Source organism: Agaribacter flavus, assembly GCF_042646125.1.
Classification (GTDB): domain Bacteria; phylum Pseudomonadota; class Gammaproteobacteria; order Enterobacterales; family Alteromonadaceae; genus Glaciecola; species Glaciecola flavus.
Genome location: NZ_JBHRSW010000008.1, coordinates 1 through 19,286, shown reverse-complemented (window position 1 = coordinate 19,286; position 19,286 = coordinate 1). Strand labels below are relative to the sequence as shown.

The 19,286-nt window shown below is 36.8% G+C and carries 18 protein-coding genes; 10 read left to right on the top strand and 8 right to left on the bottom strand.

Translation table 11 applies throughout. The features are described from left to right. The first annotated feature begins 5 nt into the window (after positions 1-5). The gene (locus ACFOHL_RS06610) at positions 6-755 is read left to right on the top strand and encodes a VpsP family polysaccharide biosynthesis protein (RefSeq protein WP_376919425.1); all 750 of its coding nucleotides are present in this window, start codon (positions 6-8) and stop codon (positions 753-755) included. Here ACFOHL_RS06610 and ACFOHL_RS06605 read toward each other — a convergent pair. The 4 genes from ACFOHL_RS06605 to ACFOHL_RS06590 form a co-directional block, all read right to left on the bottom strand. Further along, positions 742-1,869: an O-antigen ligase family protein gene (locus ACFOHL_RS06605; protein ID WP_376919424.1), complete on the bottom strand. Its 1,128-nt coding sequence runs from the start codon at positions 1,867-1,869 to the stop codon at positions 742-744. The genes ACFOHL_RS06610 and ACFOHL_RS06605 overlap by 14 nt on opposite strands. A gap of 330 nt (positions 1,870-2,199) precedes the next feature. Next, on the bottom strand, positions 2,200-2,796 hold the full coding sequence (locus ACFOHL_RS06600; RefSeq protein WP_376919423.1) for a hypothetical protein: 597 nt from the start codon (positions 2,794-2,796) through the stop codon (positions 2,200-2,202). 83 nt (positions 2,797-2,879) lie between these two features. Further along, positions 2,880-4,799 carry a bifunctional diguanylate cyclase/phosphodiesterase gene (locus tag ACFOHL_RS06595; protein WP_376919422.1) on the bottom strand — a complete coding sequence of 640 codons (1,920 nt, stop codon included), beginning with the start codon at positions 4,797-4,799 and terminating at the stop codon, positions 2,880-2,882. Between the two features lie 23 nt (positions 4,800-4,822). Then, positions 4,823-5,488 (bottom strand): transglutaminase-like cysteine peptidase, encoded by a 666-nt coding sequence (locus ACFOHL_RS06590; RefSeq protein WP_376919421.1) that lies wholly within the window; start codon positions 5,486-5,488, stop codon positions 4,823-4,825. 145 nt (positions 5,489-5,633) lie between these two features. Here ACFOHL_RS06590 and ACFOHL_RS06585 point away from each other — a divergent pair, with 145 nt between their 5' ends. The 7 genes from ACFOHL_RS06585 to ACFOHL_RS06555 all read left to right on the top strand — a co-directional run bounded on the left by ACFOHL_RS06585 (position 5,634) and on the right by ACFOHL_RS06555 (position 12,242). Then, the gene (locus tag ACFOHL_RS06585; RefSeq protein ID WP_376919462.1) at positions 5,634-7,517 is read left to right on the top strand and encodes an acyltransferase family protein; all 1,884 of its coding nucleotides are present in this window, start codon (positions 5,634-5,636) and stop codon (positions 7,515-7,517) included. Next, positions 7,510-8,208 carry an SGNH/GDSL hydrolase family protein gene (locus ACFOHL_RS06580; protein WP_376919420.1) on the top strand — a complete coding sequence of 233 codons (699 nt, stop codon included), beginning with the start codon at positions 7,510-7,512 and terminating at the stop codon, positions 8,206-8,208. Before ACFOHL_RS06585 ends, ACFOHL_RS06580 begins: the two co-directional genes overlap by 8 nt. An 89-nt stretch (positions 8,209-8,297) precedes the next feature. Next, positions 8,298-9,179, top strand: coding sequence for a glycosyltransferase family 2 protein (locus tag ACFOHL_RS06575; protein WP_376919419.1), 882 nt, complete (start codon positions 8,298-8,300; stop codon positions 9,177-9,179). Positions 9,180-9,247: 68 nt separating this feature from the next. After that, positions 9,248-9,694 carry a hypothetical protein gene (locus tag ACFOHL_RS06570; protein ID WP_376919418.1) on the top strand — a complete coding sequence of 149 codons (447 nt, stop codon included), beginning with the start codon at positions 9,248-9,250 and terminating at the stop codon, positions 9,692-9,694. Beyond that, positions 9,694-10,182, top strand: a complete 489-nt coding sequence (locus tag ACFOHL_RS06565; RefSeq protein ID WP_376919417.1) for a glycosyltransferase — start codon at positions 9,694-9,696, stop codon at positions 10,180-10,182. Before ACFOHL_RS06570 ends, ACFOHL_RS06565 begins: the two co-directional genes overlap by 1 nt. A 10-nt stretch (positions 10,183-10,192) precedes the next feature. Further along, complete coding sequence (locus tag ACFOHL_RS06560) at positions 10,193-11,020, top strand: hypothetical protein (protein ID WP_376919416.1); 828 nt, start codon at positions 10,193-10,195, stop codon at positions 11,018-11,020. Between the two features lie 7 nt (positions 11,021-11,027). Then, positions 11,028-12,242, top strand: a complete 1,215-nt coding sequence (locus ACFOHL_RS06555) for an O-antigen ligase family protein (protein ID WP_376919415.1) — start codon at positions 11,028-11,030, stop codon at positions 12,240-12,242. A 6-nt stretch (positions 12,243-12,248) separates the two neighbouring features. Here the strand turns inward: ACFOHL_RS06555 and ACFOHL_RS06550 are convergent, their stop codons facing one another. The 4 genes from ACFOHL_RS06550 to ACFOHL_RS06535 all read right to left on the bottom strand — a co-directional run bounded on the left by ACFOHL_RS06550 (position 12,249) and on the right by ACFOHL_RS06535 (position 16,292). Then, a complete protein-coding gene (locus tag ACFOHL_RS06550; RefSeq protein ID WP_376919414.1) occupies positions 12,249-13,211 on the bottom strand; it encodes a glycosyltransferase family 2 protein in 963 nt (320 codons plus the stop codon). Beyond that, positions 13,208-14,503 carry a hypothetical protein gene (locus tag ACFOHL_RS06545; RefSeq protein ID WP_376919413.1) on the bottom strand — a complete coding sequence of 432 codons (1,296 nt, stop codon included), beginning with the start codon at positions 14,501-14,503 and terminating at the stop codon, positions 13,208-13,210. The genes ACFOHL_RS06550 and ACFOHL_RS06545 overlap by 4 nt, the downstream gene beginning before the upstream one ends. Then, the gene (locus ACFOHL_RS06540; protein WP_376919412.1) at positions 14,500-15,459 is read right to left on the bottom strand and encodes a polysaccharide pyruvyl transferase family protein; all 960 of its coding nucleotides are present in this window, start codon (positions 15,457-15,459) and stop codon (positions 14,500-14,502) included. Before ACFOHL_RS06540 ends, ACFOHL_RS06545 begins: the two co-directional genes overlap by 4 nt. Before the next feature lie 227 nt (positions 15,460-15,686). Then, on the bottom strand, positions 15,687-16,292 hold the full coding sequence (locus ACFOHL_RS06535) for a hypothetical protein (RefSeq protein WP_376919411.1): 606 nt from the start codon (positions 16,290-16,292) through the stop codon (positions 15,687-15,689). A gap of 616 nt (positions 16,293-16,908) precedes the next feature. Between ACFOHL_RS06535 and ACFOHL_RS06530 the strand changes: the two genes are divergently transcribed. Next, positions 16,909-18,804 (top strand): acyltransferase family protein, encoded by a 1,896-nt coding sequence (locus ACFOHL_RS06530; RefSeq protein ID WP_376919410.1) that lies wholly within the window; start codon positions 16,909-16,911, stop codon positions 18,802-18,804. Positions 18,805-18,999: 195 nt separating this feature from the next. Continuing rightward, entirely contained in the window at positions 19,000-19,272 is a 273-nt protein-coding gene (gene tnpA / locus ACFOHL_RS06525) for an IS66 family insertion sequence element accessory protein TnpA (protein ID WP_376919409.1), read from the top strand. The last annotated feature ends 14 nt before the right edge of the window (positions 19,273-19,286 follow it).

Sequence of the window (19,286 nt, the reverse complement as noted above, 5' to 3'; positions counted from 1 at the left end):
TGTATATGACTTATAGTACTCTCAAATATCAGTTAATTAAAATTAAACAGCTTCTGGGAATTGCAGACACTAGAAAGGTATGGAAACAGTCTCTGGGAAGTTTTGTCTTGTTTGTCAGCGCTATAGGATTTGTAAACGCTTTTAGATTTGGTGGTGCGAGTTTAGATTATTATTTTGTGCGCAACAGTATTGAACTATGGCAAAAAGAGGCGAATATACAGAGTGTTAGTTTGTTTGATACAGCCGAGTCTTCTGTATCGAGAGCGCAAAAACTACATTTTTCTCATCCTTTGTATACTGATATGAGAGGGCAAGTAATAGAGTGGGGGGTTGTTGCAAACTATCGCTCAAGTGAGTACTTAGAACTAGCTGAATTTATGTATCAAAAGTCAATTAGCATGAGGCCGTCATGGCCCGTCTCGTGGGCATCTTTGGCAATGGTGAAATGGCGTAAAGGTGAATTTGACGAAGAGCTGCTAGAATATTTGTCAACTGCAAGTAGGTTAGGTCCCATGAAGCCCGAAGTACATCGCGTGTATTCTGAAGTTGGGCTTCACTTATACCAAACTAATAATCTAATGTTTATTCAAATACGGGATGAGGTCATTAACCGCCTAATACTTGGACTAAGAGATACAGCAAGCAGAAAAAGTGTGTTGGATGCCATAGCTCGGACTAATAGCAAAAGAACGGCCTGTATTTGGGTAAATCAAAAGGATGCTTTTGTTTACAATAAAGTACTTAAGTGTCCGTGATACTCTTTCTTTTCCTCAAACGTAAACTGTTTGAAATCATCGCTAGAGCGATAAAAATAATAAAATAGCAGCTATTCGCAAATGCTTGCATTGGAAAATCTACCATCATATGGATCCCCATCCCTATCATCGCCATACTCGATGCAAAGCCTACACCTCTAAATATAGAGTTTTTTCTTACTTTCATGGCTCTTAAGCTCTTATACAAGGTAAAGCCGCAAATCGTGGCTAGAATGATGGCTCCCATAATTCCGTACTCAATGATAAATTGCAAATAGTCGTTATGCGCGTGATCATAAAAAGCATGTATCTTTGATTCTTGATAACTAGGGAAAATACTATAAAAGCTGCCTCCGCCGGATCCAAAAAAAGGAAAATCTTGGATAATTTGTGATGCTTCTCTGACAACTTCATCCCTACTTTCTTGTTCAAAACTTGTCTGGGCTAGACGTTGTTGAACCCTATCTAAGCCAAAATAAGTACTAACAATCAACAAGTCTATGATAAATATACTTACTATTAGTACAATTAAGCCTTGGCTGCGATTCTTAATAAGTAATAGAGCCAATACACCCGTAATTGCCATCGATACAAAAAAAGCAGTATTTCCCATTCTAGAGCGTGACATTACCAACGCTATTACCATTATAGCTAAACATATTCGGATGATTGCTTTACTACTAAGCATATTAGAAGCGAATACCCTCAAAAAATCTTTTGGTGACGCTGTTCGTTCTTTTTCTAGAGAGGTTACAATTAATCCTAACCCAGCGCATAAACACAGCATTAGAAAGTTTGCATAATGATTCCTATAGACAAAAGAGCCAGTTGCGCTACTAGTAACTTCAAATCCAAATACAAGGCTGGTTTTAGTATTCAACAATACTTCTAATATCCCATATATTGCTTGGAATGTTCCACTTGCAACCATTACTGTTAATAATAATTTAATCCTTATTTCAGACTTGAGTAATTGTAAAGTTGTAACTAAAAGGCAAAACATACTCAAAAGTTTGATGAAGTTTATTGTGCTTTGACCAGTATCTATCGAAACGTAATAAGAAGATGCATTTGCTTGTTTATATAAATATAGTGATTCTGGTGAAATAAGCATTAGTATTTGCTCATTTAAAGGCAGTATTTGAAATAAAGAGTAGATTATAAATCCGAGGAAAAGCAAAATAATACTAAGGTAGTTATACACGCCAGAGTGTTTGGTTTTGATTAATGTGAACGTGACATAAAAGCTAAGGGAAAATATTACTAACTGGAAAAAGCTCCATGCCCATGGGCGATTTGCTCCCAATGGTATTGGTAGTAAAAAAATCACACCTAAGAGTATATAAAATGGGATATTCAATCGATTTTGTATTGTGTTGCGTTTTAACAAATAATTTAATCCAAAAAAAAAGCCCCATATATGGGGCTACATATATAATTAGGCTTAGTTCGTCGACGCTGTTGTATCACCACCACCAGCACCACCAGCACCAATACCAGTCCCTAGAGGCACAACTGCTACTATAGGGGAGGCCGCTGCACCGCCAGCAGCAGTTGCGGTTAATATACTAGATGGATCTGCACCCGCTTGAATTGCCGCTAATGATACATCTTCAAGGCTCATAACACCCGCCAAAGATACTCCATCTACGACCTCTTGTGCATAATCAGGATACATTGCAACACCAAGAGTGATGATTTGGACAGCTTTTTCTGGTGATATCTCAGTTAATATTTTAGTAACTTCTATTAAGCTATTCACGCTAAGCATTTCAGTGTAGAACGCTTTTGCTAGATCGATGTCGAATGCAACTACTGACTTTGCATCGGCACTGATAACTGTTGCCTCTTTTTTAACAGAGTTTTCCAAAGTGTCATCGACAGCAGCTTCAACAGATGCTCCGTTATCAACGGACTCTGCTATTTGCGCGTGTAATCTATGCCCAGCTTGACTTTCATCACCAAAGATGGCTGCGCCTTCCTGTGCTATACCATTTATCGCGAAGGTTGTTAGAATCAAAATCACTAGTTGTTTGAACATCATTTTTTCCTTAAATTCACCGCAGTACCACTTAACTGCTGGTATATTTTAATCGTTGCTTATTTAGTACGCAAATGGTTTTTTCACTTCGGCTCTTCTATAAAGTACCCTTGGAATAATTCTACTCCGGATGTTTTTAACCATATTAGCTCCTCTTCCGATTCGATCATTTCTGCTATCACAGAAATGGATAAGCCTTTTGCTATACTAGTCAATGAGTTAACAAATAGTTGGTTTTCTTTTTTTAGATGAATATTCCTTGTAAATCTACCGTCTATTTTCAAGTAGTCTGGCCTTATATTTGATAGGTGGGCAATGCCAGCTAATTGTGCCCCAAAGTGCTCTATAGTTATTTTTACACCAAGTGCCTTTAAGTTTTTACAAAAAGTTTGCATTAAACTAACATCTTGAACTAGCGCCCTTTCTGGTATTTCAAGCACTAACTTGGGGCAAGTTGAACCATAACTTGTCAACATCTCTGTAAACCAATTATTAAACTCTTCATTGAGTAAAGAGAATCGTGAAACATTTAAACCTATTTGAGAGTCACTATTTTTAGCGGCTTTTAGTAAGTTAACAACAATAAGCTTGTCTATTTCTAAGGAATACCCAAGCTTAATAGAAGCCGATATTAACTGGTTCATTGGCGATGATATGCTGCTCCGTTTATCCGGTAGACGCGCAAACCACTCTTCGTACAAAACGTCGCCATTATTTCTTTTTATCGGTTGGCAGACAAACTCTGCTGTGCGGTTAGTAATTATTTCTTCCAACTTTTCGCGCCACACGTAGTTTGAATGGCTAACTGTTTCTGTTGCACACATATGCCACCTAGCATCTTCTGCATATGCAATTGTGAGTGCAGAATCCGCTTGTTCAAATATTTTTTTCTTATCTGACGAACGTTCAAAGCGAGTAATACCAATATGAGCAAACCCGTTTTTATGCTCGGATTTTTCTAAACGCCGTGTCTTTTGAATAATGGTTTTAGCCACTTGAGATACTAGTTTTTCATCTATGTCTTCAAAAATAATCGCAAATTCTGCGCCATTTAATCGATAGATTGATTGATTCTTATAGTCTTTTGAAGTTTGACTTCTTATAACGTCAACTAACTCTATTAGGTAATTGTCCCCGATATCCCCCCCAAACTGTCGGTGAATTTCTCCAAGACTAGAAGCTTTAATAATGAAAAGAAATCCATGAGATAATACAGACTGTTTTGATGTGTAAACGTCCAAACTCATTTCGAAAGCTCGTCTATTCCCGGTTTTTGTAAGTGAATCTTCATAGGCATAGCGTCGATATTCATCAATCTGTAACGTCATCTGTTTGAACATGGCGGACAAAGCTTTTGACATTTTATTCAATGCGAGAGTGATTTTGGACAATTCGGGAGTTTTCGGTTGGGTTTGTATTATAGAAAAATGCCGATTACTTATGTCATTCGCTTGACGTATGAGCGCTCCTAGAGGTTTTGTGACAATATTTTGTACTAACAGCGATAAGAATAACATTGTTACAATAAGGGCAACTGTAAATATGAATAAACTATGTTTTGCATTTGAATATAATTGTCGATATCCAAGTCCAAGGTTACTGGTAACAATGAGCCTCCCTTTAATAGTCCAACCGTCGTTTACAGTCGTTTCAGCAGACGGAGCAATAAGCGGAAAAGTATGAATAAACCACGTAGGTACTGAATTTTGGGTTTGAGTTTGTTCAAGTGAAAATATCGTTTCATTGTTGTTATCTAACAGTACTATTGCCTGGTAATATCCTCTATCAAAAATAGCTTGCAACATCGTTTCGACAATTGGAGAACTCTCTTCGTCGCCAATGTATGGCGTTATCGAAAGGCCTAATGAAGTTGCAGTGTCTTGGGCATGTGATTCCAGTTGTTGTTGAATGTACACTCGGGTGTTTTGCGCATTAAATAAGAAAGTTCCAACAAACACTAAGGTAAGAATAATAAGGAAGCCAGTAGCAAGTTGTTTGGACAATGACATTTTTTTTCCTCTAAAAATCAATCAGATGACTTTCCAAGTTCAGACATACGCTTGTTTAAGTCTTCCCACAGTTTATTATTGTTGTTTCCACGCATTTTTCTACCTTGTCCTACTGACTTTGCTAACCAAAGGCCTTCGCCGTTGAAGCTATAGACTGGAATTAAGTCGGTTCTCTTAGATGCAGGTAGAATTCTTTTGTTTATGTTGTCTAATACGAGTGGTATCGAATTTGCTTGCTCATAGTATGCTAGCACCATATGAGCTTGGCGGGTAGGTCGTGTTGCAGTAACATACATTAATCGGAGTTTTTCTTTTGGTACTCCGCTGGAAATTAGCGTAAAATATTTGGCAATGGTAAAGTCTTCGCAATCTCCGGCATTAGTACCCAAAAACTCTATTGGCGTCGCCCAATAGTCTCTTTGACCCCAATGATTAATGTCGTGTACAAAGTTAACCCGATTAAAGAAATTATTGACATTATGAAGTTTATCCTCGACCGATAAGGGTTTGTTATTAGATATTAATCGTTCCCATTGTTTTACTCTGTCGTGAGCCCGCGCTCCATAATGTCGCTTTACGTCAGTTAATAATTGTTCTGAAAAAAGTAGGTCAGAAAACGTTTTTCGCAACGCAAATGGGTGCAATGAGAGCATCAGAATCATAAGTATTTTAATTATGTGCATCAATTACGTTGGTTATTGAGTTTTGAAAAATTTAGGTGGTTTCTTAGGTTAACGGAGTGTTGTCATTAAACCTTAATTTTTTCCTATATACTTGGTGGTCGGTTGATTTGTTAATTTGGACACTTACTCCCTTTGTTGGTTTGGTGTGTGTACGTGTAATGAGGGTAATTTAAAAGTGTCGAGTGTAATTTTATACAGGCCCGATATTGACGGTTTGCGGGCGTTAGCAGTGCTATCTGTTATAATTTTTCACCTTGAGCCCAGCTATCTTCGAGGAGGTTTTTTGGGTGTCGATGTGTTTTTTGTGATCTCCGGATATCTTATCACTAGCATAATATATAAACAGATTAACAAAGATACATTTTCTTTCTCTAGTTTCTATGTAAAACGCGCCAAACGTATATTACCCCCTATGTTCTTTACGCTTTCGCTGACTACTATATTTTGCTACATAGTATTGTTGCCATATGATTTTTATAAGTTTGGCATAACACTCATCAGTGTTATGTTTTTCGCCTCCAATGTTCAATATTCCCTTAGGACTGGGGATTACTTTTCTGGAGATTCTTCCGAATGGCCATTACTACATACGTGGTCACTAGCCGCAGAGGAACAGTATTATTTTGTATTGCCGCTTCTTTTACTTGGTATTCTAAAATATAGAAAAAATCTTCTGGTTACTATGTTGATTCTATTCAGCATTCTTAGCTTTTTGATAGCTGAATATATGTCTAGTCAAAGGCATTTGGCGTCCTTCAGTTATTATTTAATCGTATCCAGAATGGGAGAGATGTTAGTCGGTTCCGTGTTAGCGGTTTGTCAAGCAAATGGACATATTAAAGCGTTTCGCTCTAACATTTTAGCTTATGGTTCATTAGCACTAATTTTATTGTTAATGGTTGTTGTTAATGAGACGACTCGTTTTCCCGGGTTGGTTGCCTTGGCTCTCTGTTTACCTGTAGCCATAATTATCAATTCACAAAATACTCATATAAACAAACTTTTCGCGCTTAGACCTATTGTGTATGTTGGTCTTTTATCATATTCGCTGTACCTTGTTCATTGGCCTGTAATGGCCTTGAGCCGATATTTGTTGAATTCAGGTGACGGCGACTTTTCTTTCACTTTGACGACTCAAGCATATATTGTTGTTTTAATTGTTATATTGAGCTTGTTTTCATATTATTTAATTGAAAAACCGTTGCGCCAGAACAGTCTACAAACAAAGTCTGTATTTGCTTTCTATTTTGCTGTGCCTAGTTTAATTTTTATTGTTATCGGTGGGTTTATTATTACTAGTAAAGGTGCTCCTGAGAGAATAGATACTCAGGAAGTAAGAGCTGGTTTGCAATATAGCCATATAGATAAGTCAGTTTGTCCGTCGCTAGTTAACTTGGGCTGTAAGCTAGGAGATGTTGGTTCAAGCAAACGTATTGTATTTTATGGGAATAGTCATGCGGAGCATTACGCTGAATATTTGTCACTTATTGGAAAAAATACAGGGCAAGAAGTTTCTCTATATGCTTCAGGTGGATGTAATTTGCTTCAAAATACAAGCAAGTGCAATGATGTGACTAATACTTTTATTAAGGAAAAAGGGGATGCCGAATCCATAGTAATAGCTTATCGATGGGATAATTCATACAAAAATACCGTTCTTTTAGCAAAGCTGGAGGCGTTGTTATCTTCTCTGCTTAGTCAGCACAAAAGGGTTGTAGTATTGGCTCAGCCTCCCTTGTTGTCGTCGAGCCCCTCAAAAATATCAAATTGTCTGCGGTTGAATGTTAAATGTGGCGCTCCTCCTTATTTATTGAGTTCATATCCGGAATATAACGGAGTTATTGAACGACTTGTCAACAATGTTGGGGCAGAGTTCTTTGATCCATATGCATACGTAAGCGACAAAAGTGCGTTGGGTGATGGCGTCAGACTATACTATTCTGATGCTGATCACCTCTCAGTTTATGGAGCTCGATGGTTATACAATGAGGGAGAAGAGAAGTTAATTCAGATTTTTCAAAATGAGTAAGTTTACGTCACTTAAATGGGGTATTTTTGGATTAATATTTTGCTTTGTAATTATTAGCGAAGGTAGGAATATTTGGTTTTTCGTTAGTGGAGAAGCAAGAAAATTTAAAACTCCATATATCGAGCAGGCCGAGCATTATAAGAATCACAAAACACGACTTGAATCTCGAGATCATTCAAGCAGTCAAGACGCCATATTTTTGGGCGATTCAATATTGTTTAGTGTTGGCGAAGACTATTTCTATGAGTGTTGCAAGTTAGACATTTTAAATAGCAGTATTCCTAGTGAAACGTCATTAAGTCTACTTCAGCGTATACAAGAAACACAAGTTTCGTCGAGCGCTATGTTGTATGTTCATATAGGTACAAATGACATTGGTAGGAATATCAAATTAGAGACGGTTATTAACCAAATAGAGACAATATTCTCGTTATTGGAACACAAAGACATTACGATAATCTCTGTGATACCGTCTAACAATTTTCAACGTAACAATAACAAGATTAAGAATTTAAATGCTAAAATGTTAGCGCTTGCAAATAACTTAGGATATAGATATTTGGATGTTTGGCCTGCGTTATCATTTAAAAATAAGCTTCGAGATGAATACTCCTTGGATGGTCTTCACTTGAACGATGAAGGTAGGCTCGTAATGCAAGAGATAATAGCAAACGATATAACCACTCGATAATTGCTACATCGCACTCATATGCTTTGTTAATAGCAAAGTAACTGTAACTTTAGACTTAAATTAGTCGTCTTAATATTAGTGGGACTAAAATGGAACAACATAATGTATCGGTAGTTATTCCCTCAAAAGATCGCGCCAACGTGTTAGAAAGAGCCATACGCAGTGCTTATGGACAGACTGTTCGTGTTGATGAAATAATTGTTGTCGATGACGGCTCTAGTGATGGTACTGAATCTTTAATTAATGAATTAACTACTGAATTCCCGTCGCTAAAATACGTAAAAAATCCAGTAAATAAAGGTGCTCCCTTTTCTAGAAATAGGGGTGCTGAAGAGAGTTCGGGTTCACTTATTGCCTTTTTAGATTCAGATGATGAATGGATGCCGGAAAAGCTTGAACAACAAATAAAAGTAATGGAACGTCATAATACCCACGCAGTCTTTACTAACTTTGAATTTCATCGGCCTCAGGGAATACAGCGCGGAAAAGTCAAAGAGGTAATAGAAGAAAGTGATTTATTCGGAAGGAATATACTTGGTGGTACTAGTAGTGTTTTGGTTCGAAAGGATGCATTCATCTCTGTTGGAGGGTTTACAGTTGAGCTGAGGAGCTGTCAAGATTGGGATCTTTGGATCAAACTTGCTGCGTTGGGCAAGATGTATTGCATCGATCAGCCGCTAGTCAAATATCATTTAGATGGCGGCAATAGAATATCTGCAGACCCTAGTAAAGCTCTCGATGGACACAAGCATATCTTTTCAATGGTAGAGCCTAAAATAGCTAATTTAAAAGCCAAACAAGCTAACAAAATTAAAGCTATGCAAAAACATCGTATGGCAGAAGTATATGTTAAAAATTTGGGGATGAAATCGAAAAGCTTTTCATCAATGATTGAAGCGATTAAGCTGTGGCCATCATTTGGACAGTTTTTTAATTTTTGTAAAATTATTTACTTTATCGTTTTCAGATAAAGTTAGCACACTATTATTTAGGACAAGCTTCAGTCTAGTCGAACAAACGAAGGGTGCGGTGCGGTAAAATGGCAAAAAAAATATTGGCGATAGCCTCTGGGGGGGGACATTGGAAGCAACTGATGTTACTCAAACCCAGCTTTGAAAATTCAGAAGTCAAATTTGTAACCACGTTATCTGGGTTACCTGAACAAAATAATATTAGTAATTATTCAATAGTAAAAGATTCTAATAAAGATGAAAAATTTAATCTTATCATTACATTTTTTCAAGTCTTATGGGTTATTTTGAAGTTCAGACCTGATGCGATAGTTACTACTGGCGCTGCGCCAGGGTTGTTGGCGATTATCTGCGGTAAATTATGCGGAGCTAAGTCTATCTGGGTTGATAGTATTGCAAATGCGGAAGAGTTGTCGTTCGCTGGACGTAAGAGTAGGAAGTTTGCTGACATAGTGTTGAGTCAATGGGAACATTTAGCAGACGACAAAGTAAAATATGAGGGGTCTGTGTTTTAATGGACGACTTAATATTTGTCACAACTGGTACCCAGTTTCCTTTTGATCGTTTGCTGAACACGGTAGATAAGTGGGCTGAAACAGCCAAAAACGTAAAAGTTGTTGCACAAGTCGCTAAGACTAATAGTAATTTTGCAAATATGGAAACTCATACTTTTTTATCTCCTAAGGAATATGAAAAATTAGTAAGTGAGGCAACGCTTATTATTGGGCATGCTGGTATGGGAACCATAATAACGGGCTTTGAACAACGAAAGCCTTTAGTTTTAATGGCTCGTAAGTATAGTTTACAAGAACATAGAAATGACCATCAGCAGTCGACTACTGACAAATTTACCGGTGTCGAGGGCGTTTATGTTGCCGATAATGAACAAGAACTAACGGATTTGCTAGGTTGTTATAAAAGTTTGAAGCCAGCCGTAGGTGAGAAAATAGAAAACCGCCGTAAGTTAATAAATTTCATCTCGAATGAAATAGCTATGCTCTAAGGGAATTTCAATGAAGTGTGTTCTTTTCACTACAACGATATTGACATCAAAAAGTATAGATTTTTTGACGAGGTTGCATGAGTCCGTAAGGCATAATTCTGAAATAGGCACGTTCAATATTGTGCACGTTTTGCTGATTCAAAACCCAGATCAATTAGCGATACCAAATCTTGAGGAAACTAGCCGATACAAACTACTCATTAAGCAAACCTCTACTAAGCATTCTTTATCAGATGCGAGAAATAAAATGCTTCAAACCGCTACTACGAACGAATTGATATCACCTGAAGACATTGTCGCTTTTCCTGATGATGACTGCTGGTATCCAGGCAAGAGTTTATATTCGATTTATTCAGTATTTGAAAAATATGCCTCTATTGGTTTACTGTTTTGTAAGTATCGTAGTTGCGATCATGAGAGCTTGGATAATGTTCAGCTTAGGATTCACAAGGCGTCAGGGAAAGACGTAGTCAGAAACGCTTCTTCCAATACTATTTTTATAAGAGGAGGAATTGTAAATGGTATTGGTTCCTTTGATGAAAATTTAGGCGTAGGGGCAATACACAATGGTGGGGAAGATTTAGATTATGCGCTTAGAGCTTATCACGAAAGCGAAGATGTTTTGTTTTTGGATAAGTATATAATTGGACATCGTGATAAAATAAAAACGTTGATGGCTAGTTATTACCGAGGAAGTGCAATAGTACTGTTTAGGAACATGTTCATGTCTGGAGGCCTTTTTTTAGAAGCAGTTAGAAAATTTATGATAGGATGCTTTTATGTGTTGAAAGGCGATATGCACATCAAAGAAATATGGACGGCAATCAGAGCACGATAAATGTAGTATGCAACTAGTAATTGAAAAGAAAAAAATTTTTGTTAGCCTTTTTATTTTTGCCATCATTTTTTTGGTGTTTAATACTCGAGCATTTATCCCTGTTGATGGGATAAATGCTGTCGAAAAGTTATTTTTTTTATTTGCAGGAGTGGCGTTTTTTTTCCGACCTTTCAATAAGGATGTGGCGCTGCTTTTATTCTTATCAGTCTTAATAATCTTAGTTTGTGCCTTGTTCACGAAAAACCCTAATTTCTCTTGGGCAACATGCGTAAAATCAATGACTCAGGTGATTATAGTTTATCTGCTTTGTGCCGGTAAGATTTCGGCTCAAGAGAAAGAATTATTGTTAAAATTTTTTGCATGGCTTCCAGCGTTTATTCTAACGCTTGGGGTTGTATATCATCTGACTAATATTAGGCCGATGTTCACTGTAGAGTTTTTGAGCGGATTACCGCGATTAGGGTTAACAATGAAGCCTGCGTTTTTGGGAGGTTTTTCTGTTGCATGTATATACGCAGCCTTTAAGTGTGCAAACTACTACGGATACAAGTATTTTTGGTTGGTGGTCTTAAATGTATTAATTTTATTGGCTTCCACAGCTCGAATTCCCTTAGTCATGTCTTTTGTGCTTTGCGCATATGTGTTTTTTGCAAATTTTAAAGGGCAAAAAAACCTAAAAATGTTTGCTGTATTATTTGGTGTTTTCTTTGGCGTTGTAATTGTTGTAGTTGCCGGTGATTTGATATTGGGCAGACTTACACAAACTCATATGAGTGGCAGGGAAATTATTTGGGAACATTTAAGAACTGTTTCAGCAGAATACCCTAATTTTGGCGTTGGATTTGGACATCAAGTTGAATTTATGACGAGGGACGTGACAATTCTGACTGGTGGAACTATTGGGGCACATAGTGAATTATTAAGGATAAAAGTAGAGTTGGGGGTTATCCCGAGTATTTTATTCTTTGTACTTTTTGCTTTAATGTTAATCCTCGTCGCTTTCAATAAGTCATGCACCGACAAAAATGAAATTTTGATTGCGGGAGGATTATTCTTTGTTTTCAGTTATTTTGATAATGCCTTGGCAACACCTTCGTTATTTTTATACCTTATACTAGTGGTATTAGTTAACTCAAATAGAAATTTACATGAACGGGATGCGCATAGAAATTTGGGTGATGGATTTTATTTACATAGAAATAAAAATGTAGGTATGTCCTAAAACTGATTACCTTTTTAGAAGGTGCTTAATTTTTACTAGTAAAGTAAACATTGGTGAACAAAAAAGGTGTATCTTTGATTTGTAAGTAATAACGTTCTCAAATCTAGACGCTAACTTCAGTTTATATGATAAAGTATTTCTGTTCGGATGAATGTTTTTTTCAACGCTAAAGCCTTTCCTGAGTAATCTATTTAGATACTCTACTAATGCTTCAGACATAAGGTTTTCGTTTGTTAAATATTTATGTAAAACGTCCACAGTAATATAATAGCCATCTGCATGTGGTGGTGTTTTAGCTGATGTGGTGATAGAGTTTTGCCTGATTCTTCGCTGAAAGAAACGATCTTGAATAACTTCCGTGTGTTTACTTAAAACGACTAATAGCGTAGTGAAGTGATTATCTTCATGCAATATCCCATCAATAAAACGTAGCTCATGATAAGTGGAGAAACGATACATATAGCAACACGATTGACAAACATAAGTCCCTTTAAACAGAGAATCACTGAATGCTTCTAAACCATTTGTATACTTTGCTTTTGGCATGTTCCTAGAGTAGTCATACTCACGGATAGTCTCACCAGACATGCCGTCGCAAAATGCACTGCCGTTGAACAGCAACAGATCTGCTCCACTTTCTTCAAGACTTGAGACGCACTTTTCTAGGGTAGTGGGTAGTATCCAGTCATCACTATCCAAAAAGTAAATGTATTTTCCCGTTGCGTTGTTTAAACCCGCATTTCTTGCTGCTGATAAGCCACTGTTATCTTGGTTGATGATAATTAGCTTTGAGCCAAAATGCTCTTTATAAGATTCGACAATTTCTAGCGATGTGTCAGTTGAACCATCATTTATGGCGATAAGTTCGTAATTAGAATAAGACTGCTTAGTCAATGAAGAGAGACATTGAGCTAGGTATTTTTCTACATTATATATAGGTAATATTACTGAAACTTTTGGTTTATTCATACAATAGCCTTCTTACTCTGAGTGACTTTGTTACTATAGATAAATGTTGAATATACTAGCGATGGGGCAAGAGCTAATAGCGATAAGTAAAAAAGCCCCTCTACGTCTAGAATAGGCGTTATGTAAAAAGCCAAACACACCGAAAGCGCATTATAAATAGACATGTAAATGAAGGGTTCTATCTTATATGCTCTAACAAAATTATTAACACCTGTCATGTACAGAATCATTAGATAAAAACCAAAAATACTAACAAGGTCATGGACTTGCAGAATTTTATCAAATAAATAAAACGAGGGGAAAATAGATTTAACAACGAAGAATCCTGAGTAACCTAAAACTAATACCATTAATGAGAAAGAAAAATACTTTACAAAAATACTATAGGCTTGCTCAAATTTATTGTTTGCAATGTTGTTTGCGATCATTGTTCGCTGGTTCATAAGGAAAGAATTAGCTACGTCATAACCACCCTTGGCCAAAGCAATTGATAAGCCTATTAGACCACCGATTTCTGCACCATAAAGTTTAAACCCCAAAAGTGTGAATCCGTTCCAAAAAAAGTATCCAAAAAACCAGACGACACTAGTTTTTCCTAAAAGTGGGAATATACGTTTGAATTGCGTCTTGAAACTATAGTCTGAAAGTTTTAATTGGATTTCATCTATAAACTTAGTACGGAATGTATACAAAATAGAAATGAAGACGAGGACTGATATAGCTTGGCTGATCGCTAAAGAAAATAATTCTAAGCCGGAGTATATGCAAATCCAAATAGTCACTGACATTGATAAAGAAGAGAACAGTCTCGCTTTGTTTAGAAGGACCTGGTGCTGCATACCGTCGAGGTAGCTATCCAACACATTTGAGAATATACGTATTGCAACGCAACATATTAGTACGATATACGGGAGCTCCCATTCTATGTCACCTGAATAGTCTGCATAATATAGATACCCTAGTGGAATTAAGACTACTGTATATAGTATTGTAAGACAGGCATACCACTGAATAGAGAATTTGAGCAAGTGTCCACAAAGTTCTGCGGACATCTGGGTGAGATTTTTATTTTCGTCGTACTTACAATCATGACTGTAATATTGTTTAAGAACAAAGCCAACACCGACTTCAAATAACTGAGCCATTACAACAAAACTGAAAAACGTAAAATAGAAACCCATTTCTTCAGTGGAAAGCATTGAGCTAACCATTATGATAGTGATTGGACCGCCCAACACTCTTATCAAGGAAGTAAAAAAAGAAAGAGCGGCAACTCTATCCGATTTTTTCATTCTTCTTTAGCCTCAACAAGTACGTCAATCAGTTTGTTCTCTTTAATCCATTGATTAAAATATCCCATATTTTTTCCATATGAGTTATCCATTAATTTAATATTTTTACCTAGCAGGAACGAGAGAATAAATCCATGAAGTCTATCTGTATACACCACATTAAATGAATTAAAATGGTTAATTGATCTAAAAACCAAACTATCCGAGTGTACTTTCCAAGAATTGATCAAACGGTCAGAAAGGCGTTTATATGGTTGCAATTTTAGTATCCATTTGTAATGAATCTTGTCCCATGGAGTAAGTAAATTACACCAGTCAAATGAAGGTTTGTTTATTGGAACCTGAAAAGTCACTTTTTCTACGTCGACTCTACGAAGGTTTAGAATTCGTGGAGACCTAACTTCGGTTGATTCGACTTCAGTAATATCTATTAGCGGGTGGAGACTATGTGCCATATCTGGCATTAGTTTACAATTTGGGGTAAAACCTTGAGCAATATCAAAACTTTTCTTGTCCCGGACAAACATGTGAAAATCTGAGTGAGAGGAAAATATATCTTTACTCTTTTGCAGCTCAACTTCCGAAGAAAAGTGTAATGTCTGAGGTAACCCTATTATTCGTTTATTAGGAAATGCTGTAATTACACGTTCTCTTAACCGCTGATGAGCAGGATATATGTCACCGAAATTTCCACCGCCATGAAAAACAATAATTTCACACTTTTCTAAGGCTTTAAAATTCACATTGACATCAAAAGCTCGATAAACAACATTGATGTTGTTTTCTTTAAAAAATGCTTCAGTACCCGCATATATTAGTTGATCTCCAACATTAAAGTGGAGAGGTATATCTATGTAACCAACAGACTTATCTGTGCACAATTCAGCAATATAACCATGCATAGCCTTAAGTTCATTAAGTTTCTCATTCCAAGCTTCTTGATAAGTCTGTTCCATAAAAGTTCCTATTAACTGGAGAATAAATATAAGTGTTAGATGCAGGCAAGAATAAACTCAATAAGATGGGTATGCAATACAATCTACTTATTGTGTTTAGGCCATGAAGTTTTCAAAAAAACTTTTTATTCAAATGTTTACAATGCAGCTTATTTGAAATGAGAACTAACAAATTTTTGACAAAAAAAACCAGCCCATAAAGGACTGGTTTTTTAAAATTTACCCTGTCACCTTCTTCGCACCAACAAGCTAGCAATCATTATTAAAAATAATCCTAAGGTCGAAGCGGTATTTACCGCATTAACGCCTGATACTTGAAGTGGCTGGAAGTAGGTCGATGTGGCATCCCATTTTCCATCGCGGTCGTTAATAAAAATTATATTATTAAAAGTACCTGTAAAATAGTCACCTAAGTTTATTGTAAACTCAACAACAGAATCTAAGTCAGCAGCTGTATACGTATTAAAATCCTGAATACCAAAAAACTGCGTTCCACCAAATTGGAAGAATCTGTTTTGAGACGCAGCATCGAGATTTGTATATGAAGTATTGTTGTCGAAACCAATACCATGGATCTCGCCTAGCACTGTAGAAGAAAATGCAATATTTAATACACTGTCTGCAGTTATCTCATAAGGGCCTTCCAATGCAACCCAGTTGTTTCCGTCCTGAACTACTTTACCGTCTGCAGTAACTTCTGCAGTACCGGTGAAAAATTGATTTTCGTATTTTACTAAGTTGTCTGATATGTTTAACTCTATAATATTAGCTGATGCGCCAGAGGACACTACCAATCCGAATAAAAGTGTCACCAATTTAGATGATAATTTCATTGTTTAAAATGCTCCTTATACTTCAAAGATACTAGACTTCACTACATGAGATGTCAATACACTATCGTAAGAAGGTTATGCTTTATGGCGAACTATTTTTACGCAAGCTTTTGTGGGTATATATATTACAAATATCCCTCAAAAATACTTATCTATTACAAATATCCCTCAAAAATACTTATCGATCAAATTTTCAACTAAGTAAGTTTATCATCTCAATTCAAGGAAAGCATTTATTGTGCCATTCTTTAAGTTTATGTTTTTTACGTATAAATTAAATATGAATAGTAGATTGTCTATGTGTTGTAAAGAATATTGACTATAAAGTATTAGAAGGGCATATGCAGATGTATCACTAATCGCTGGCCTAATGGTCGATAAAGCGATCTATCATTTACCGCTTCGTCGCCAACATTTGACAAAGTTGAAGCCTATAAAATAGGACAACGTTAGTTTTGTTGTCGTTGTGTTTGATTAATCAAACGAAAAAACACACCAGTTCATATAGTTCGAAGTAAAGTTCTCTGATTTAGATTAAGTTGCTTGCAGTAATAGAATCAACTGTTTATTGTAGGGCGGTTTTAGTATGTTTATTTGAGTAATTAGGGAGTGATTGTTGAATTTCCGATATGATATCAATGGGCTAAGAGCTGTTGCTGTGCTGGCAGTAGTTATATTCCACTTCAACCCGACATGGTTACCTGGCGGTTTTGCTGGTGTAGACGTATTCTTTGTTATCTCTGGTTTCCTCATGACGAGTATCGTTTTTAGGGGACTGGAGAAAAATAGCTTCTCTATTTTTAAGTTTTACGTAGCGAGAGCAAATAGGATTATACCTGCGCTGGTACTCTTGTGCTTTGTTCTGACGATTTATGGTTGGTTTTTTCTTACACCTACTGATTACAACGTTTTGGGTAAGCACATAGCTGGGAGTGTATCTTTTTTATCCAATATCGTTTATTGGACTGAATCAGGATATTTTGCAGCAGCGGCATATGAAAAGTGGTTATTGCACACATGGTCTCTTTCTGTAGAGTGGCAGTTTTATGTTATCTATCCCATTGTTTTACTGCTGCTTGCAAAGGTTTTTAATCTGAATACTGCGCGGCTACTTATTCTTATAGGTATGATTTTTGGATTTATATTGAGTGCTTATGCTGCACCTATATGGCCCGAGCACTCGTACTTTTTGCTACCTACACGCGCATGGGAAATGATGGCTGGTGGTGTTGCATATTTATACCCAGTTAGCACGTTAAAAAACAGATCCAAAGTATTATTTGAGCTGCTCGGTGTTTTCTTGATCGTTGTTTCATATTTCATTGTGTCAGAGCGTGACCCATGGCCAGGTTATATGGCGCTCATTCCTGTATTAGGGACATATTTAGTCATTGTTGCAAACCGTCAGAACAGCCCTTTGACAAATAATGTTGTTTTTCAAAAAATAGGAAGTTGGTCATATTCAATATATCTATGGCATTGGCCAATCGTAGTTGCTGGCTACTATTATGGGATTGAAAACTGGTGGGTTTATGGGATTCCACTCTCGGTAATTATTGGTTTTTCTAGTTATAAATATGTTGAGTCCTTTAGGTTCTCATCTTTTAGCAATGTTCGACAAGTCTATTTGGTAAAACCATTCTGGTTTTCTGTTTTGATGATAATGGTTAGTATGCCTATTCATTTGAGTGGCGGTGCGGACATACCTCAAAGACTTGCGGCAAATTCCAAACAAGCTGCATTCATAGAAAAATATCAGGGTGAAAATTATCGTACTGAGTATTTTTATGAAGAAATGAGACAAGAATGTAATTTTTTTGACGGCAAAAACGCAAACGATAGTATTGCGAAATCTTGCGTCTCTAAAAAGGATGTCGAGGTTGAACTATTTGTTTGGGGAGACTCTCACTCCCAAGCTCTTTCTCATGGTCTCTCGTACTCTCTCAACACTAAAGCATACTATCAAGTCACTAGCTCTGGGTGTCAACCCTCACTAAAAAGTGATGAGAGAACATCTGGTCAGTCTAAAATTGCTTGCGATAGGGCAAACAGATTCGCGTTTGATGCTGTAGTGAACCTTAATCCAAAAGTAGTGCTTTTTGCACAGCGAAACGAACATGATAAAAATGAATACCAACAAATTGTGAATGCATTACGGGAAAATGGCGTTACATCAAGTTTTGTTTTAATCGGCCCTGTTCCACAATGGCAGCCTTCGCTACCTCGCACAATTGCATTACGTTACATGGATCCTAATGAAACCCGTTTCTACGATTTTAATTTTGAACATGAGTTGTTAAGAGTCGACAACTATTTGTCAGAACGTTACGCAAATAATGCTGACATTCTTTATATTTCACTTATCAACGAGTTATGCAATGATGATGGCTGTTTGGCAAAATTGGATGGCGATAACACACCACTTGTTTGGGATTACGGTCATTTGTCGTATAGCGGCTCAAAATATGTGGTGAAGGAATTCATTTATCCTTTGATTCGACCACTTCTGTAGTCTTGTCTGTCCTCGGTAGTCATATAATGTATTCGCGAATAATTTAATTAAACGGTTGGTTCAAATTAGTGCAATTTAGAAAAGATATAAATGGTTTAAGAGCGATAGCAGGTAAGCGATCAAAATAGACCGTTCTTCTTTTACTAAGTTGAGCCCCTAAAATGAGGTCATTGATTAAGATAGGAGAAAATATCAATGACTAGACGTAACCCTCAAGAATGGCAGCAACTCATCGACGCACAAGAAGCTAGCGATATGACCATCGCCCAGTTTTGTCACGCGCATAACATTAATCAGTCCACATTTTATTTGCAACGTAAAAAACGACAAGCACTTGCATTGCCACAAACATCCGAGCAATGGTTGCCGATTGGATCCCTGTCTTCACAACAGCCAGATACGCGCCAGTGGCAAATTGAATTGAGCTTACCCAATGGTGTGGTTCTGAATATGAGTACCGGCGGATAATGCTCACGGCCAGT

Bases quoted from the DNA above. Each gene is read 5' to 3' on its own strand.
- ACFOHL_RS06575 (WP_376919419.1), top strand. From the start codon at position 8,298: ATGGAACAACATAATGTATCGGTAGTTATTCCCTCAAAAGATCGCGCC.
- ACFOHL_RS06605 (WP_376919424.1), bottom strand. From the start codon at position 1,869: ATGCTTATTTCACCAGAATCACTATATTTATATAAACAAGCAAATGCA.
- ACFOHL_RS06610 (WP_376919425.1), top strand. From the start codon at position 6: ATGACTTATAGTACTCTCAAATATCAGTTAATTAAAATTAAACAGCTT.
- ACFOHL_RS06590 (WP_376919421.1), bottom strand. From the start codon at position 5,488: ATGCACATAATTAAAATACTTATGATTCTGATGCTCTCATTGCACCCA.
- ACFOHL_RS06560 (WP_376919416.1), top strand. From the start codon at position 10,193: ATGAAGTGTGTTCTTTTCACTACAACGATATTGACATCAAAAAGTATA.
- ACFOHL_RS06545 (WP_376919413.1), bottom strand. From the start codon at position 14,503: ATGAAAAAATCGGATAGAGTTGCCGCTCTTTCTTTTTTTACTTCCTTG.
- ACFOHL_RS06550 (WP_376919414.1), bottom strand. From the start codon at position 13,211: ATGAATAAACCAAAAGTTTCAGTAATATTACCTATATATAATGTAGAA.
- tnpA (WP_376919409.1), top strand. From the start codon at position 19,000: ATGACTAGACGTAACCCTCAAGAATGGCAGCAACTCATCGACGCACAA.
- ACFOHL_RS06555 (WP_376919415.1), top strand. From the start codon at position 11,028: ATGCAACTAGTAATTGAAAAGAAAAAAATTTTTGTTAGCCTTTTTATT.
- ACFOHL_RS06570 (WP_376919418.1), top strand. From the start codon at position 9,248: ATGGCAAAAAAAATATTGGCGATAGCCTCTGGGGGGGGACATTGGAAG.
- ACFOHL_RS06540 (WP_376919412.1), bottom strand. From the start codon at position 15,459: ATGGAACAGACTTATCAAGAAGCTTGGAATGAGAAACTTAATGAACTT.
- ACFOHL_RS06600 (WP_376919423.1), bottom strand. From the start codon at position 2,796: ATGTTCAAACAACTAGTGATTTTGATTCTAACAACCTTCGCGATAAAT.
- ACFOHL_RS06535 (WP_376919411.1), bottom strand. From the start codon at position 16,292: ATGAAATTATCATCTAAATTGGTGACACTTTTATTCGGATTGGTAGTG.
- ACFOHL_RS06580 (WP_376919420.1), top strand. From the start codon at position 7,510: ATGAGTAAGTTTACGTCACTTAAATGGGGTATTTTTGGATTAATATTT.
- ACFOHL_RS06565 (WP_376919417.1), top strand. From the start codon at position 9,694: ATGGACGACTTAATATTTGTCACAACTGGTACCCAGTTTCCTTTTGAT.